This is a genomic window from Enterobacter nematophilus (assembly GCF_026344075.1).
GTDB lineage: Bacteria > Pseudomonadota > Gammaproteobacteria > Enterobacterales > Enterobacteriaceae > Enterobacter > Enterobacter nematophilus.
Genome location: NZ_JAPKNE010000001.1, coordinates 1157336 through 1172012, shown reverse-complemented (window position 1 = coordinate 1172012; position 14677 = coordinate 1157336). Strand labels below are relative to the sequence as shown.

The 14677-nt window shown below is 60.1% G+C and carries 12 protein-coding genes and 1 riboswitch; of the genes, 8 read left to right on the top strand and 4 right to left on the bottom strand.

The window, feature by feature from the left end; translation table 11 throughout:
- Positions 1-59: 59 nt before the first annotated feature.
- Both hutU and hutH read left to right on the top strand, forming a co-directional pair.
- Complete coding sequence (hutU, locus tag OSH03_RS05545) at positions 60-1748, top strand: urocanate hydratase (protein WP_266178495.1); 1689 nt, start codon at positions 60-62, stop codon at positions 1746-1748.
- Entirely contained in the window at positions 1745-3265 is a 1521-nt protein-coding gene (gene hutH / locus OSH03_RS05540) for a histidine ammonia-lyase (protein ID WP_266178494.1), read from the top strand. Before hutU ends, hutH begins: the two co-directional genes overlap by 4 nt.
- A 103-nt stretch (positions 3266-3368) precedes the next feature.
- Here the strand turns inward: hutH and OSH03_RS05535 are convergent, their stop codons facing one another.
- Together OSH03_RS05535 and bioA are read right to left on the bottom strand one after the other, a co-directional pair.
- A complete protein-coding gene (locus tag OSH03_RS05535) occupies positions 3369-3845 on the bottom strand; it encodes a kinase inhibitor (protein ID WP_061098822.1) in 477 nt (158 codons plus the stop codon).
- A gap of 48 nt (positions 3846-3893) precedes the next feature.
- Positions 3894-5183 carry an adenosylmethionine--8-amino-7-oxononanoate transaminase gene (bioA, locus tag OSH03_RS05530; RefSeq protein ID WP_420909750.1) on the bottom strand — a complete coding sequence of 430 codons (1290 nt, stop codon included), beginning with the start codon at positions 5181-5183 and terminating at the stop codon, positions 3894-3896.
- Between the two features lie 86 nt (positions 5184-5269).
- Between bioA and bioB the strand changes: the two genes are divergently transcribed.
- From bioB to bioD, 4 genes are read left to right on the top strand one after another with little or no spacing between them, the layout of a single operon-like run.
- Complete coding sequence (gene bioB, locus OSH03_RS05525) at positions 5270-6310, top strand: biotin synthase BioB (protein ID WP_266178492.1); 1041 nt, start codon at positions 5270-5272, stop codon at positions 6308-6310.
- Entirely contained in the window at positions 6307-7464 is a 1158-nt protein-coding gene (gene bioF / locus OSH03_RS05520; protein WP_266178491.1) for an 8-amino-7-oxononanoate synthase, read from the top strand. The genes bioB and bioF overlap by 4 nt, the downstream gene beginning before the upstream one ends.
- Entirely contained in the window at positions 7448-8203 is a 756-nt protein-coding gene (gene bioC / locus OSH03_RS05515) for a malonyl-ACP O-methyltransferase BioC (protein ID WP_266178490.1), read from the top strand. Before bioF ends, bioC begins: the two co-directional genes overlap by 17 nt.
- Positions 8196-8897 (top strand): dethiobiotin synthase, encoded by a 702-nt coding sequence (bioD, locus tag OSH03_RS05510; RefSeq protein ID WP_266178489.1) that lies wholly within the window; start codon positions 8196-8198, stop codon positions 8895-8897. The genes bioC and bioD overlap by 8 nt, the downstream gene beginning before the upstream one ends.
- Here bioD and OSH03_RS05505 read toward each other — a convergent pair.
- Entirely contained in the window at positions 8860-9582 is a 723-nt protein-coding gene (locus tag OSH03_RS05505) for an ABC transporter ATP-binding protein (RefSeq protein WP_151412762.1), read from the bottom strand. The two genes, bioD and OSH03_RS05505, sit on opposite strands and share 38 nt — an antisense overlap.
- Positions 9583-10332: 750 nt before the next feature.
- Between OSH03_RS05505 and uvrB the strand changes: the two genes are divergently transcribed.
- Entirely contained in the window at positions 10333-12348 is a 2016-nt protein-coding gene (gene uvrB / locus OSH03_RS05500) for an excinuclease ABC subunit UvrB (protein WP_266178488.1), read from the top strand.
- Between the two features lie 71 nt (positions 12349-12419).
- On the opposite strand, the gene yvcK is transcribed toward uvrB, so the two are convergent.
- Positions 12420-13328 (bottom strand): uridine diphosphate-N-acetylglucosamine-binding protein YvcK, encoded by a 909-nt coding sequence (gene yvcK, locus OSH03_RS05495; RefSeq protein WP_061098815.1) that lies wholly within the window; start codon positions 13326-13328, stop codon positions 12420-12422.
- Positions 13329-13553: 225 nt separating this feature from the next.
- A riboswitch (molybdenum cofactor riboswitch) is annotated at positions 13554-13688 on the top strand.
- On the opposite strand from yvcK, the gene moaA reads away from it, so the two are divergent.
- Positions 13676-14665, top strand: a complete 990-nt coding sequence (gene moaA, locus OSH03_RS05490; protein ID WP_266178487.1) for a GTP 3',8-cyclase MoaA — start codon at positions 13676-13678, stop codon at positions 14663-14665. It overlaps the preceding riboswitch by 13 nt.
- The last annotated feature ends 12 nt before the right edge of the window (positions 14666-14677 follow it).

The window sequence follows — 14677 nt, the reverse complement described above, 5'->3', positions numbered from 1 at the left end:
TGTGCTTGTCTATACAAGTATATCTAAATGCATCATCTGTCCCTTATGAGGAGCACACAATGTCGTCAGGTAAATACCGCCAGCAGGATGTCCGCGCCCCGCGCGGCACCACGCTTACCGCTAAAAGCTGGCTCACCGAAGCCCCGCTGCGCATGTTGATGAACAACCTTGATCCTGAGGTGGCGGAAAACCCCCACGAGCTGGTGGTCTACGGCGGCATAGGCCGCGCCGCGCGCAGCTGGGAATGCTATGACGCAATTGTAAAATCCCTGACCGAACTCGAACATGACGAAACCCTGCTGGTGCAGTCCGGCAAGCCGGTTGGCGTGTTCAAAACCCACAAGAACGCGCCGCGCGTGCTGATCGCCAACTCTAACCTCGTGCCGCACTGGGCCACCTGGGAACACTTCAACGAGCTGGACGCGAAAGGGCTGGCGATGTATGGCCAGATGACCGCCGGGAGCTGGATCTACATCGGCAGCCAGGGGATTGTGCAGGGCACCTACGAAACCTTCGTGGAAGCGGGGCGTCAGCACTATAACGGCTCGCTGAAGGGGCGCTGGGTGCTGACTGCGGGTCTCGGCGGCATGGGCGGCGCGCAGCCGCTGGCCGCCACGCTTGCCGGTGCCTGCTCGCTGAACATTGAGTGCCAGCAGAGCCGCATTGATTTCCGTCTGCGCACCCGCTACGTCGACGAACGGGCCGACAACCTCGATGACGCGCTGGCGCGCATCAAAAAGTACACCGCTGAAGGCAAAGCGGTGTCGATTGCCCTGTGCGGCAACGCGGCGGATATTCTGCCGGAGCTGGTTGCCCGCGGCGTGCGCCCGGATCTCGTCACCGACCAGACCAGCGCCCACGATCCGCTGCACGGCTACCTGCCAAAAGGCTGGACGTGGGAAGAATACCAGCAAAAAGCGGAAACCGACCCGGAAGGCACGGTGCTCGCCGCCAAACGGGCCATGGCAGAACACGTCTCCGCGATGCTGGCCTTCAGCCAGATGGGCATTCCGACCTTTGACTACGGCAACAACATTCGCCAAATGGCGAAAGAGATGGGCGTGAATAACGCCTTCGACTTCCCGGGCTTCGTGCCTGCCTATATTCGTCCGCTGTTCTGCCGCGGCATCGGCCCGTTCCGCTGGGTGGCCCTGTCCGGCGATCCTGAAGATATCTACAAAACCGACGCCAAAGTGAAGGAGATCGTCGCAGACGACGAACACCTCCACCACTGGCTGGATATGGCCCGCGAGCGCATCAGCTTCCAGGGCTTACCGGCGCGCATCTGCTGGGTGGGGCTGGAGTGGCGGCAAAAGCTGGGCCTGGCCTTCAACGAAATGGTTCGCAGCGGTGAAGTCTCCGCGCCGATCGTCATTGGCCGCGACCATCTGGACTCCGGCTCCGTCGCCAGTCCGAACCGTGAAACCGAAGCCATGCGCGACGGCTCTGACGCGGTCTCCGACTGGCCATTGCTTAACGCCCTGCTGAATACCGCCAGCGGCGCCACCTGGGTGTCGCTACACCACGGCGGCGGCGTCGGGATGGGCTTCTCCCAGCACTCAGGGATGGTCATCGTCTGTGATGGAACCGATGAAGCGGCCGCGCGCATCGCCCGCGTGCTGCACAACGACCCTGCAACCGGGGTGATGCGTCACGCGGATGCGGGTTACGAGATTGCCATTGACTGTGCCAAAGAGCAGGGACTGAACCTGCCGATGATCCCTGCCACACAAGGAAAGCATGCATGAACGCGTTAACACTCACTCCCGGCTCGCTGACGCTCAAACAGCTGCGTAACGTCTGGCGTCAGCCGGTCACCCTTTCACTTGATGAAAGCGCCCACGCCGCGATAAACGACAGCGTCGCCTGCGTAGAAGCGATTGTTGCCGAAGGGCGCACCGCCTACGGGATTAACACCGGATTTGGCCTGCTGGCGCAGACCCGCATCGCCACGCACGATCTGGAAAACCTGCAGCGTTCTCTGGTGCTGTCCCACGCGGCGGGCGTCGGCCAGCCGCTGGACGACGAGATTGTCCGTCTGATGATGGTCCTCAAAATCAACAGCCTGGCGCGCGGCTTCTCCGGCATCCGCCTGAGCGTGATCCAGGCACTGATGGCGCTGGTGAATGCGGAAGTCTATCCGTGGATCCCCGCCAAAGGCTCCGTTGGCGCGTCTGGCGATCTCGCGCCGCTGGCGCATATGTCGCTGCTGCTGCTGGGTGAAGGCAAAGCGCGCTGGCAGGGCGAATGGCTTCCTGCGAAAGAGGCGCTAAAAAAAGCCGGATTAGCCCCGATCACCCTGGCGGCGAAAGAGGGGCTGGCGCTGCTGAACGGCACCCAGGCGTCGACCGCTTTCGCGCTGCGCGGCCTGTTTGAAGCGGAAGATCTGTTTGCCTCGGCGCTGGTGTGCGGTGCGCTGACCACGGAGGCGGTGCTGGGCTCGCGCCGTCCGTTTGATGCGCGTATTCATGACGTACGCGGCCAGCGCGGGCAGATTGACGCCGCCGCGATGTACCGCCACGTGCTTACCGATACAAGTGAGATTGCGGATTCACACCATAACTGCGAGAAGGTGCAGGATCCGTATTCCCTGCGCTGCCAGCCGCAGGTAATGGGCGCATGCCTGACGCAGCTGCGCCAGGCGGCAGAGGTGCTGCTGGTGGAGGCCAACGCGGTGTCAGACAACCCGCTGGTGTTCGCCCAGGAAAACGAGGTGGTCTCCGGGGGCAACTTCCACGCCGAGCCGGTGGCGATGGCGGCGGATAATATCGCGCTGGCGATTGCCGAAGTCGGAGCGTTATCCGAGCGCCGCATCGCGCTGATGATGGATAAACATATGTCCCAGCTGCCGCCGTTCCTGGTGCGTAACGGCGGGGTCAACTCGGGCTTTATGATTGCCCAGGTGACCGCGGCGGCGCTGGCAAGCGAGAACAAAGCCCTGTCGCACCCGCACAGCGTGGACAGCCTGCCAACCTCGGCGAACCAGGAAGATCACGTTTCGATGGCTCCGGCTGCCGGACGTCGTCTGTGGGAGATGGCCTCCAACACCCGCGGCGTGCTGGCGGTGGAATGGCTGGCGGCGTGCCAGGGTATCGATCTGCGTGATGGGCTAAAATCCAGCCCGCTGCTGGAGCAGGCGCGCCATGCGCTGCGCGAGCACGTATCGCACTACGATGATGACCGCTTCTTTGCGCCGGATATTGATAAGGCGATGCAGCTTCTGGAAGAGGGAAGGCTGGTAGGGCTGTTGCCTTCGGTGCTGTGATGTTTCCCCTCACCCCGGCCCTCTCCCCATAGGGGAGAGGGTGTTCAAGTTCCCTCTCCCCTATGGGGAGAGGGCTAGGGTGAGGGGCCATTAACCCGCACTATTACGAATACATCGCCGTAATCGACGCGCTGCCAAGCGTATGGAAATGCACGTTGAACCCGACCATCGCGCCGCTCGCCCCTTCATCGACCTCAATTTTCTCCACGTCCAGCGCGTGCACCGTGAAGATATAGCGGTGGGTTTCCCCTTTTGGCGGCGCCGCGCCGCCGTAGCCCGCTTTACCAAAGTCGGTGCGGGTCTGGATCGCACCCTCAGGCAGGGCAACCAGATCGGAACCGGAACCCTGCGGCAGCACGCGCGTGTCGGCAGGCAGGTTTGCCACAACCCAGTGCCACCAGCCCGAGCCGGTCGGCGCGTCCGGGTCGTAGCAGGTCACGACAAAGCTTTTGGTTCCGGCCGGCACCTCGTCCCACGCCAGGTGCGGGGAGATATTATCGCCCTGATACCCCATGCCGTTGAAAACGTGGCGTTCCGGAAGTTTTTCACCGTCGCGCAGATCTTTACTGATGATTTTCATACGGTTTACCCTTGTTATTCACTCGTTCAGGAAGTGTAACGCATGGGGTTAAATCGCGAAATGCGCGGGAATGTTAACGGCTGTTACGACCGCGTCGGTTAATTTACGCAGCTGCTCCGGCTTGATGCTGTACGGCGGCATCAGATAGATAAGCTTGCCGAAAGGCCGCACCCAGACGCCCTGCTCAACGAAGAAGCGCTGCAGCGCCGCCATGTTCACCGGATGGGTGGTTTCAATCACCCCGATGGCACCCAGCACGCGCACGTCCGCCACGAAATTTGCACCCGATGCGGCGCTCAGCGCGTCTTTCAACTGCGCCTCAATGGCTGCGACCTGCGTCTGCCACTCGCCGCTCTCCAGAATGGCGAGGCTTTCGCTTGCGACGGCGCAGGCCAGCGGGTTGCCCATAAACGTCGGGCCGTGCATAAAGCAGCCCGCCTCGCCGTCGCTGATGGTGTCGGCAACCTGACGGGTGATGAGGGTGGCAGAGAGCGTCATGGTGCCGCCGGTCAGCGCTTTGCCCAGACACAGAATATCCGGCGAAATGCCCGCGTGTTCGCAGGCAAACAGCTTGCCGGTGCGGCCAAAGCCGGTGGCAATTTCATCGGCAATCAGCAGGATGCCCTCGCGGTCGCACATCTTGCGAATACGCTTCAGCCATTCCGGATGGTACATCCGCATCCCGCCCGCGCCCTGCACAATCGGCTCCAGGATCACGGCGGCAATATCATGACGATGCGCCGCCATTAGCCGCGCGAAACCGACCATGTCCATCTCGTTCCACTCGCCGTCGAAGCGGCTCTGCGGGGCCGGGGCAAACAGGTTTTCCGGCAGATAGCCCTTCCACAGGCTGTGCATGGAGTTGTCCGGATCGCACACCGACATCGCCCCGAAGGTATCCCCGTGATAGCCGTTGCGGAAGGTGAGGAACCGCTGGCGCGTTTCGCCCTTCGCATGCCAGTACTGCAGCGCCATCTTCATCGCCACTTCCACCGCCACCGAGCCGGAATCGGCCAGGAACACGCACTCCAGCGATTCAGGCGTCATCGCCACCAGGCGACGGCATAAATCCACCGCGGGCTGATGGGTGATCCCGCCAAACATCACGTGCGACATCTGGTCAATTTGCGCCTTCATCGCCGCGTTAAGGCGCGGATGATTGTATCCGTGAATGGCCGCCCACCAGGAGGACATCCCGTCAACCAGCCGCTCGCCGCTGGCGAGATGCAGCTCGCAGCCGTGGGCTGAAGCCACCGGATAGACGGGAAGGGGGCGGGTGGTGGAGGTGTAAGGGTGCCAGATATGCTGCTTGTCGAAGGCGAGATCGTCCTGGGTCATAATCGACTTGTAAACCATTTTGAAAAGTTTTAGGTTTACGAATATAAACCGAACCGAAAATTAACAAAACCCTTTGGAGAAGCCCCATGGCTCACCACGCACGCTGGACGATGTCGCAAGTTACTGAATTATTCAACAAACCTTTCCTTGAGCTGATGTTTGAAGCCCAACAGGTGCATCGTCAGCACTTCGATCCGCATCATGTTCAGGTCAGCACGCTGCTGTCGATCAAGACCGGCGCCTGTCCGGAAGACTGTAAATATTGCCCGCAGAGCGCGCGCTACAAAACCGGTCTCGAATCCGAGCGCCTGATGGAGGTGGAGCAGGTGCTCGACTCCGCGCGTAAGGCGAAAAACGCCGGCTCAACCCGCTTCTGCATGGGCGCTGCGTGGAAGAACCCGCACGATCGCGACATGCCTTACCTGGAGCAGATGGTGAAGGGTGTGAAGGAGATGGGCCTCGAAGCCTGTATGACGCTCGGCACGCTGAACGAGGAGCAGGCGCAGCGCCTCTCGGCGGCGGGGCTGGACTACTACAACCACAACCTCGACACCTCGCCGGAATTTTACGGCAACATCATCACCACGCGCACCTATCAGGAGCGTCTGGACACGCTGGATAAAGTGCGCGATGCGGGGATCAAGGTCTGCTCCGGCGGCATCGTGGGCTTAGGCGAAACGGTGAAAGACCGCGCGGGCCTGCTGCTGCAGCTGGCGAACCTGCCGACCCCGCCGGAAAGCGTGCCGATCAACATGCTGGTGAAGGTCAAGGGCACGCCGCTGGCGGATAATGAGGACGTGGATGCATTTGATTTTATTCGCACCATCGCGGTGGCGCGCATCATGATGCCAACCTCTTACGTCCGCCTTTCTGCGGGCCGCGAGCAGATGAACGAGCAAACTCAGGCGATGTGCTTTATGGCCGGGGCCAACTCCATCTTCTACGGCTGCAAGCTGCTGACCACGCCGAACCCGGAAGAGGACAAAGACGTTCAGCTGTTCCGCAAGCTGGGGCTGAACCCGCACCAGACCGAAGTGCTGACGGGCGATAACGAGCAACAGCAGCAGCTGGAGCAGCAGATTTTCAACGCCGACACCGACCAGTTCTACAACGCGGCAGCCGTATGACCTGGCAGGCACGGATTAATGCCGCGCTGGAAGAACGCCGGGCGGCAGAGGCGTTTCGCGTTCGCAGGGTGGTGGAAAACGGCGCGGGCCGTTTTCTGACCCGCGAGGGGCGGCAGTTTTGTAATTTCTCCAGCAACGACTATCTCGGGCTGAGCCAGCATCCGGCCATCGTCCGCGCCTGGCAGCAGGGCGCGGAGCGGTTTGGCGTGGGCAGCGGCGGCTCGGGACACGTCAGCGGCTACACCACGGCGCATCAGGCGCTGGAGGAAGAGTTGGCCGACTGGCTGGGCTACCCGCGCGCGCTGCTGTTTATCTCCGGCTTTGCCGCCAATCAGGCGGTCATAACGGCCATGATGGGGAAAGAGGACCGCATTGTCGCCGACCGCTTAAGCCACGCCTCGCTGCTGGAGGCGGCAAACTTAAGCCCGGCGCAGCTGCGCCGCTTTGCCCATAACGATGCGTCACAGCTCGCTACGCTGCTGGATAAGCCCTGCGACGGGCAACAGCTGGCGGTGACGGAAGGGGTGTTCAGCATGGACGGCGACAGCGCGCCGCTTGCCGCGCTTCACGAGGCCGCAAAGCGGCAAAACGCCTGGCTGCTGGTCGATGACGCCCACGGCACTGGCGTGATGGGCGATGAAGGACGCGGCAGCGCCCATCAGCAAAACGTGAAGCCGGAACTGCTGGTGGTTACCTTCGGCAAAGGCTTCGGCGTCAGCGGCGCCGCCGTGCTGTGCAGCGAATCTGTCGCCGACTATCTGCTGCAGTTTGCCCGTCACCTCATCTACAGCACCAGCATGCCCCCGGCGCAGGCCGTGGCGCTGTCGGCGTCGCTGGCGGTGATCCGCAGCGCAGAAGGGGATGAACGCCGTCAGCGGCTGGCAGAGCACATCTCCTGCTTCCGTCAGGGATTGGCGGCGCTTCCCTTCCAGAGTCCCGATTCGCAGAGCGCCATCCAGCCGGTGATTGTCGGCGAAAACGGCCGCGCGCTGGCGCTGGCCCAGGCGCTGCGCGAGCGGGGGATGTGGGTTACGGCCATTCGTCCGCCGACCGTCCCGCCGGGGACGGCGCGTCTGCGCTTAACCCTGACGGCGGCGCATGAGGCGCAGGATATCCAGACGCTGCTGGAGGCGCTTCATGATGAGGGTGAATAAGCAGGCCGTTGCGGCGGCGTTTGGCCGGGCCGCGCGCAGCTATTCGCAGCACGATGAACTCCAGCGCCAGAGCGCTCAGGGGCTTCTGGCCGCGCTTGGCGAGAACCACTTCCCGCAGGTGCTGGACGCCGGCTGCGGTCCCGGCAGCAACAGCCGCTACTGGCGCGGGGCGGGGAGCGAGGTGACGGCTATCGACCTGTCGCCCGCCATGCTGGACGAGGCGCGTCAGCAGCAGGCTGCGCACCACTATGTCGTGGCGGATATCGAAGCTATCCCGCTGGCGGATGCGCAGTTCGATCTGGTCTGGAGCCATCTGGCGGTCCAGTGGTGCAGCAGCCTTCCGCAGGCGTTACGCGAGCTTTATCGCGTCGCACGACCGGGCGGAAAGGTGGCCTTTACCACCTTGCTCGAAAGTTCGCTGCCGGAGCTGAATCAGGCGTGGAAAGCGGTGGATGAGCAGCCGCACGCAAACCGCTTTTTATCGCATGAGCAGGTGACGCAGGCGCTGGCAGGCTGGCGCTGTCGCAGCACGGTGCAGACCATCACGCTTAATTTTAGCGACGCGTTCAGCGCCATGCGCTCTCTGAAGGGCATCGGCGCCACGCACCTGCACGCCGGGCGGGAGAAAAAACCGCTGACCCGGGGGCAGCTGCAGCGCCTGGAGCTGGCCTGGCCGCAGCAGCGGGGCCTTTTCCCGCTCTCTTATCAACTTTTTCATGGGATTATCGAACGTGACTGAACGTTATTTTGTTACCGGCACGGATACGGAAGTGGGCAAAACGGTTGCCAGCGCTGCGCTGCTGCAGGCGGCACGACTGCTCGGAAAAAACACCGCCGGATATAAGCCCGTGGCTTCCGGCAGCGAGATGACGGCGGAAGGGTTACACAATACCGACGCGCTGGCGCTCCAGCGTAACAGTAGCCTTGAGCTTGCCTATTCGGCGGTGAATCCATACACCTTTGCCGAGCCGACGTCGCCGCACATTATCAGCGCTGACGAAGGCCGTCCGATTGATTTCGCCGTGCTGTCTGCCGGGTTACGGACGCTGGAAAGCCAGGCCGACTGGGTGCTGGTGGAAGGCGCGGGCGGCTGGTTTACGCCGCTTTCGGACACGCAGACCTTTGCTGACTGGGTGCAGGCCGAGCGGCTTCCGGTCATTCTGGTCGTCGGCGTGAAGCTGGGCTGCATCAATCACGCCATGCTGACCGCGCAGGCCGTTCAGCAGGCAGGGCTGACGCTGGCAGGCTGGATAGCTAACGACGTGGTTGCGCCGGGCAGGCGGCATCAGGAGTATCTGGCGACCCTCAAGCGCGTGCTCCCGGCGCCGTTCCTCGGGGAAATCCCCTGGATTGCTGGCGATGCTGAGCAGGCCGAAACCGGTCGCTATCTCGACCTCAGCGTCTTGCTTCCCGCGACATCCAGTGGGCAATAAGCTCATCGTTCAGCTCGCTAACGTGGCCCTGCGCCACGTTACGCCCGCGATAAAGCATGCAAAACCGATCCGCCACCCGGCGGATAAACGACAGCTGCTGCTCCGCCAGCAGCACCGTCATGCCTAACTCCCGGTTTAAGCGCACCAGCAGCTGCGCCAGCTTCTGGGCAAAGCCGTGTCCCGCGCCGTGCATGGGCTCATCCAGAATCAGCATCCGCGGGCGGTTGACCAGCGCATTCGCCAGGGCGAGCTGATACTGATCCTCTGGCGAAAGAGCATTGCCCCGCGTCTGACGTCGCGCGTAAAGTTCCGGGAACAGATCGTACACGTCGCTTTTCGCCGCCGGGTCGGGTTTCCCCACCGCCCGCATGGCAATATGCAGATTCTCCTCAATCGTCAGCTGAGAAAAAATACGCCTGTCCTGCGGCACATAGCCTATTCCCGGCCCTGAACGCTGTTCCGGTGGCTGACTAAGCAAATCACGCGGCGGTGCGCCCGCTTCATGCCAGATGATGGTGCCGCTATCGACGGGCACTTTTCCTGTAATGCAGTTCATGAGGGTGGTTTTGCCCATCCCCGGCAGGCCAACAACGCCTGTACACATCCCTTGCGGAAAATCTAAATCCACGTTCCATAGCGTATGTTGGCTTCCGTAAAACTGATTCACTGCACGCAGACTCAACATCTTTCTCTCCTTAAAAATGCGTAGGGATAGGCCTGATGTGAAGCTGCAAAACTCCTGCCAGAAACCTGAAATCGATTAAAAAAACGCCTTTTTTAGGAATAAGCCACAGGAGAGCAGGGTAAAAACGCGTGGCTTGCACATCGGCGGTGCCGGGAATGTTGAGTCGTGGTGCAGGACGGAAAATGGCTGAAATGTGAGCAGGATCGCATCTGTTGGTTATGAATGACTCAACTGTTTATCGTCAAAAAATAGCTATAAAAATTTTTTGTTGCCGCCTCGTGGGAAAATCCGGGAATTTGCTGAGCGGCGGTCTACACGGGCTGGAAGCAGTTATCCACTATTCCTGTGGATAACCATGTGCATTAGAGTTAGAAAACACGCGATAAGCGAGAGAAGACGCGGCTTTCGCCCAAATTGACGCGAAACGCGGCTTTAGAAAATATCGTTTAAAATTTAACTGCTTAGATAAAAGCAATTACCGTAATGAAAGTGTCACTCGTTGCCATAAAACTATCATTACCTGGCTTGACAAATGTTAAAAAAGAAAAAGTTCTGGGGATAACCCAGCCTCGCTGGTTTTTTATCTCGTCGGAGCCTAAATTTTGTCCGCTAACGCGCTAATGACTCCGCCGCTACGCTAAATATCCTGACACGCCACTGGTTTTTCATCCAGTGTTTTTTACTGGCATTCCTGCCAACAACGAGTAAAATTACTCACCTGCCGCTTATAACGTCATCAGGTCGTCGCCCATGAGTAAACCGTTCAAACTGAATTCTGCTTTCCGCCCATCTGGCGATCAGCCTGAGGCGATCCGTCGTCTTAAAGAGGGGCTGGAGGACGGGCTGGCGCACCAGACGCTGCTGGGGGTAACCGGCTCGGGCAAAACGTTTACTGTCGCCAACGTGATCGCTGACCTGCAGCGCCCCACGATGGTGCTCGCACCTAACAAAACCCTTGCGGCACAGCTTTACGGCGAGATGAAAGAGTTCTTCCCGGAAAACGCGGTGGAGTATTTCGTCTCCTACTACGATTACTACCAGCCGGAAGCCTATGTGCCGAGCTCTGACACCTTCATCGAGAAAGATGCTTCAGTGAACGAACACATCGAACAGATGCGACTGTCTGCGACCAAGGCGCTGCTTGAGCGTCGCGATGTGGTTGTGGTCGCGTCTGTTTCGGCGATTTACGGCCTGGGCGACCCGGACCTCTATCTGAAGATGATGCTGCACCTGACGCAGGGGATGATCATCGATCAGCGCGCGATTTTGCGCCGTCTGGCCGAGCTGCAGTACACCCGTAATGACCAGGCCTTCCAGCGCGGGACGTTCCGCGTTCGCGGTGAGGTGATCGACATCTTCCCGGCGGAATCGGACGATATGGCGCTGCGCGTCGAGCTGTTTGACGAAGAGGTCGAACGTTTGTCGCTGTGCGACCCGCTGACCGGCCACGTTGAGTCGGTGATCCAGCGTTTTACCATCTACCCTAAAACGCACTACGTAACGCCACGCGAGCGTATCGTGCAGGCGATGGAAGAGATCAAAGAGGAGCTGGCAGAGCGCCGTAAGGTGCTTCTGGCCAACAATAAGCTGCTGGAAGAGCAGCGCCTGAGCCAGCGCACCCAGTTCGATCTGGAAATGATGAACGAGCTGGGCTATTGCTCGGGCATCGAAAACTACTCGCGCTTCCTCTCCGGACGCGGGCCGGGCGAGCCGCCGCCGACGCTGTTTGACTACCTTCCGGCCGACGGTTTGCTGGTGATCGACGAATCCCACGTCACGATCCCGCAGATCGGCGGGATGTACCGCGGCGACCGCGCGCGTAAAGAGACGCTGGTGGAGTACGGCTTCCGCCTGCCGTCAGCGCTGGATAACCGTCCGATGAAGTTTGAAGAGTTTGAGGCGCTGGCGCCGCAAACTATCTACGTGTCGGCCACGCCGGGCAACTACGAGCTGGAGAAATCCGGCGATGAGGTGATCGACCAGGTGGTCCGTCCGACCGGGCTGCTGGACCCGGTTATCGAGGTGCGCCCGGTGGCGACCCAGGTGGACGATCTGCTCTCTGAGATCCGGGCCCGTTCCGCCATCAACGAGCGCGTGCTGGTGACGACGCTCACCAAGCGCATGGCGGAAGACCTGACCGAGTATCTGGAAGAACACGGTGAGAAGGTGCGCTATCTGCACTCGGACATCGATACCGTGGAGCGTATGGAGATCATCCGCGATCTGCGTCTGGGCGAGTTTGACGTGCTGGTGGGGATCAACCTCCTGCGAGAAGGTCTGGATATGCCGGAAGTCTCGCTGGTGGCGATTCTGGACGCCGATAAAGAGGGCTTCCTGCGCTCTGAGCGCTCCCTGATCCAGACCATTGGCCGCGCCGCGCGTAACGTCAACGGGAAAGCGATTCTGTACGGGGACAAAATCACCCCGTCGATGGCGAAAGCGATTGGCGAAACGGAACGCCGCCGCGAGAAACAGCAGCGCTACAACGAAGAGCACGGCATCACGCCGCAGGGGCTGAACAAGAAGGTGGTGGATATTCTGGCGCTGGGTCAGAACATTGCGAAGACCAAAGCGAAAGGCCGCGGCAAGGCGCGTTCAGTGGTGGAAGAAGATACCGTCGTGCTGACGCCGAAGGCGCTGCAGCAGAAAATCCACGAGCTGGAAGGGCAAATGATGCAGCACGCCCAGAACCTGGAATTCGAAGAGGCGGCGCAGATCCGCGACCAGCTTCATCAGCTGCGGGATCTGTTTATCGCGGCATCGTGAGTAAGCGTTGTTTTCTCCCTCTCCCCGTGGGAGAGGGCCGGGGTGAGGGCATCAGGCCGCACCAAACGAACCTAACCCAACGCCTGAATCGCCTTCTCCAGCGCTTCACGCAGCAGGTGGCGGTCGTGACGATACTTGATGTCTGAGGCCTCCAGCGGCTCCTGCACCACCAGACGATCGTCAATCCCTGACACATCAACCTTTGGCCCCACCACCACGCCGTCAATGATCTTCTTCCCGACGTAATGCTCCATCAAATTGAGCTTGTCCGCCAGCGACAGGCTCGCCGCCGCCGGGCTCAGCTCGCGGCCGAGGTTACCGATATAGACCATCGGGGCAGGGGTGCGACGCAGCGCCTGCGCCAGCTCTTTCACCAGCAGGATCGGCATCAGGCTGGTATAAAAGCTGCCGGGACCGATCAGAATTAAATCCGCTTCGCCAATGGCTTCGACGGCTTCACGCGTCGCCGGCACGCTCGGGTAGGTCATCAGCTCTTTTGGCGGCAGCAGAAGCTGGTCGATGTTCACTTCGCCGTACACTTCGTGATCGTCGGCATCAATCGCCATTAAATCCACCGGCTGTTCAGACATCGGGATCAGAAACGCATCCACTTTCAGCAGGTTTCTTATCAAATTGATGGCTTCAAGCGGGCGCACGCTCAGGTGATCCAGCGCTTTAAGCATTAAATTTCCGAGGTTATGCCCGGAAAGTTCACCATTGCCGCCAAAACGGTACTCAAACATCGCCGACGCGACGCTCGGCTCGGTAATTAACTGGTTCAGGCAGTTGCGCATATCTCCCCAGGCAATGCCGCCTTCAGCCCGCCTGATCCGCCCGGTTGAGCCGCCGTTGTCGGTGGTTGTCACTATCCCTGTCAGCCGTGAGCCCAGTGACGACAAAGAGGACATAACGCGGCCCAGGCCGTGGCCTCCGCCAAGAGCGACCACTCGGTCAAGATCCGCAAAAGTGCGACTGCGCATACATATTCCTTTTCACCCGTAATCGCGTAACAGTAACCTAACTACCCCCAAAAGACGATGCCTCACCCAATGCAAAATGACGTATATCAATGCGAAAATGCGGTTTTTAGGTATTCTGTAGCGAAAATGCAGGACTGAGTCGCTATATACATAATTATATAGCGAAAGGCGATGATGGCGAAGTGAGAATTTCCGCGCTACTATCGCCATAACCACGTTTTCTCAACTGAAAACATACACTCTAGCCCTGGCGCCTGTGTCGAATGATATGGCGCCCTGGCCGTGGCGGATTTGCCACCAGGGTACAGAAAGAAATGACTGTGCCTCCCGTATCTGGAAAGGTGTACATGGCTTCACAACTTACTGATGCTTTCGCGCGTAAGTTTTACTACTTGCGTCTGTCGATTACCGACGTGTGCAACTTCCGTTGCACCTACTGCCTGCCCGATGGCTACAAGCCGGGCAGCGTCACCAACAATGGCTTTCTCTCCGTGGACGAAGTGCGCCGCGTCACGCGTGCGTTCTCTGAGCTCGGTACGGAAAAAGTCCGTCTGACCGGGGGCGAACCCTCCCTGCGTCGTGATTTCCCCGACATCATTGCCGCCGTTCGTGAAAACGAACGCATCCGCCAGATTGCGGTGACCACCAACGGTTACCGCATGGCGCGTGACGTGGCCAACTGGCGCGATGCGGGCTTAACCGCTATCAACGTCAGCGTGGACAGCCTTGATGCCCGGCAGTTTCGCGCCATTACCGGGCAGGATAAATTCCGCCAGGTCATGGACGGCATCGACGCGGCGTTTACCGCCGGGTTCGAAAAGGTCAAGGTCAACACGGTGCTGATGCGCGACGTTAACCATCATCAGCTGGACACCTTCCTGGCATGGATCAAACCGCGCCGCATTCAACTGCGTTTTATCGAGCTGATGGAAACCGGCGAGGGCAGCGAGCTGTTCCGTCGCCATCACATCTCCGGCATGGTGCTGCGCGACGAACTGCTGAAACGCGGCTGGATCCATCAGATCCGCCAGCGCAGTGACGGCCCGGCACAGGTCTTTTGTCACCCGGATTACGAAGGCGAGATTGGGCTTATCATGCCCTACGAGAAAGACTTCTGCGCCAGCTGTAACCGCCTGCGCGTCTCCTCCGTTGGCAAGCTCCACCTTTGCCTGTTCGGCGACGGCGGCGTAGATCTGCGCGATCTGCTGGAAGACGATGCGCAGCAGGACGCGCTTGAAGCACGCATTTCTGAAGCGCTGACGCATAAAAAGCAGACCCACTTCCTGCATCAGGGCAATACCGGCATTACTCAGAACCTGTCCTATATCGGCGGGTAATCAGGCTTTAGA

Coding starts and splice junctions, on each gene's coding strand:
- hutU (WP_266178495.1), top strand. CDS start 60: ATGTCGTCAGGTAAATACCGCCAGCAGGATGTCCGCGCCCCGCGCGGC.
- hutH (WP_266178494.1), top strand. CDS start 1,745: ATGAACGCGTTAACACTCACTCCCGGCTCGCTGACGCTCAAACAGCTG.
- OSH03_RS05535 (WP_061098822.1), bottom strand. CDS start 3,845: ATGAAAATCATCAGTAAAGATCTGCGCGACGGTGAAAAACTTCCGGAA.
- bioA (WP_420909750.1), bottom strand. CDS start 5,183: ATGACCCAGGACGATCTCGCCTTCGACAAGCAGCATATCTGGCACCCT.
- bioB (WP_266178492.1), top strand. CDS start 5,270: ATGGCTCACCACGCACGCTGGACGATGTCGCAAGTTACTGAATTATTC.
- bioF (WP_266178491.1), top strand. CDS start 6,307: ATGACCTGGCAGGCACGGATTAATGCCGCGCTGGAAGAACGCCGGGCG.
- bioC (WP_266178490.1), top strand. CDS start 7,448: ATGATGAGGGTGAATAAGCAGGCCGTTGCGGCGGCGTTTGGCCGGGCC.
- OSH03_RS05505 (WP_151412762.1), bottom strand. CDS start 9,582: ATGTTGAGTCTGCGTGCAGTGAATCAGTTTTACGGAAGCCAACATACG.
- uvrB (WP_266178488.1), top strand. CDS start 10,333: ATGAGTAAACCGTTCAAACTGAATTCTGCTTTCCGCCCATCTGGCGAT.
- yvcK (WP_061098815.1), bottom strand. CDS start 13,328: ATGCGCAGTCGCACTTTTGCGGATCTTGACCGAGTGGTCGCTCTTGGC.
- moaA (WP_266178487.1), top strand. CDS start 13,676: ATGGCTTCACAACTTACTGATGCTTTCGCGCGTAAGTTTTACTACTTG.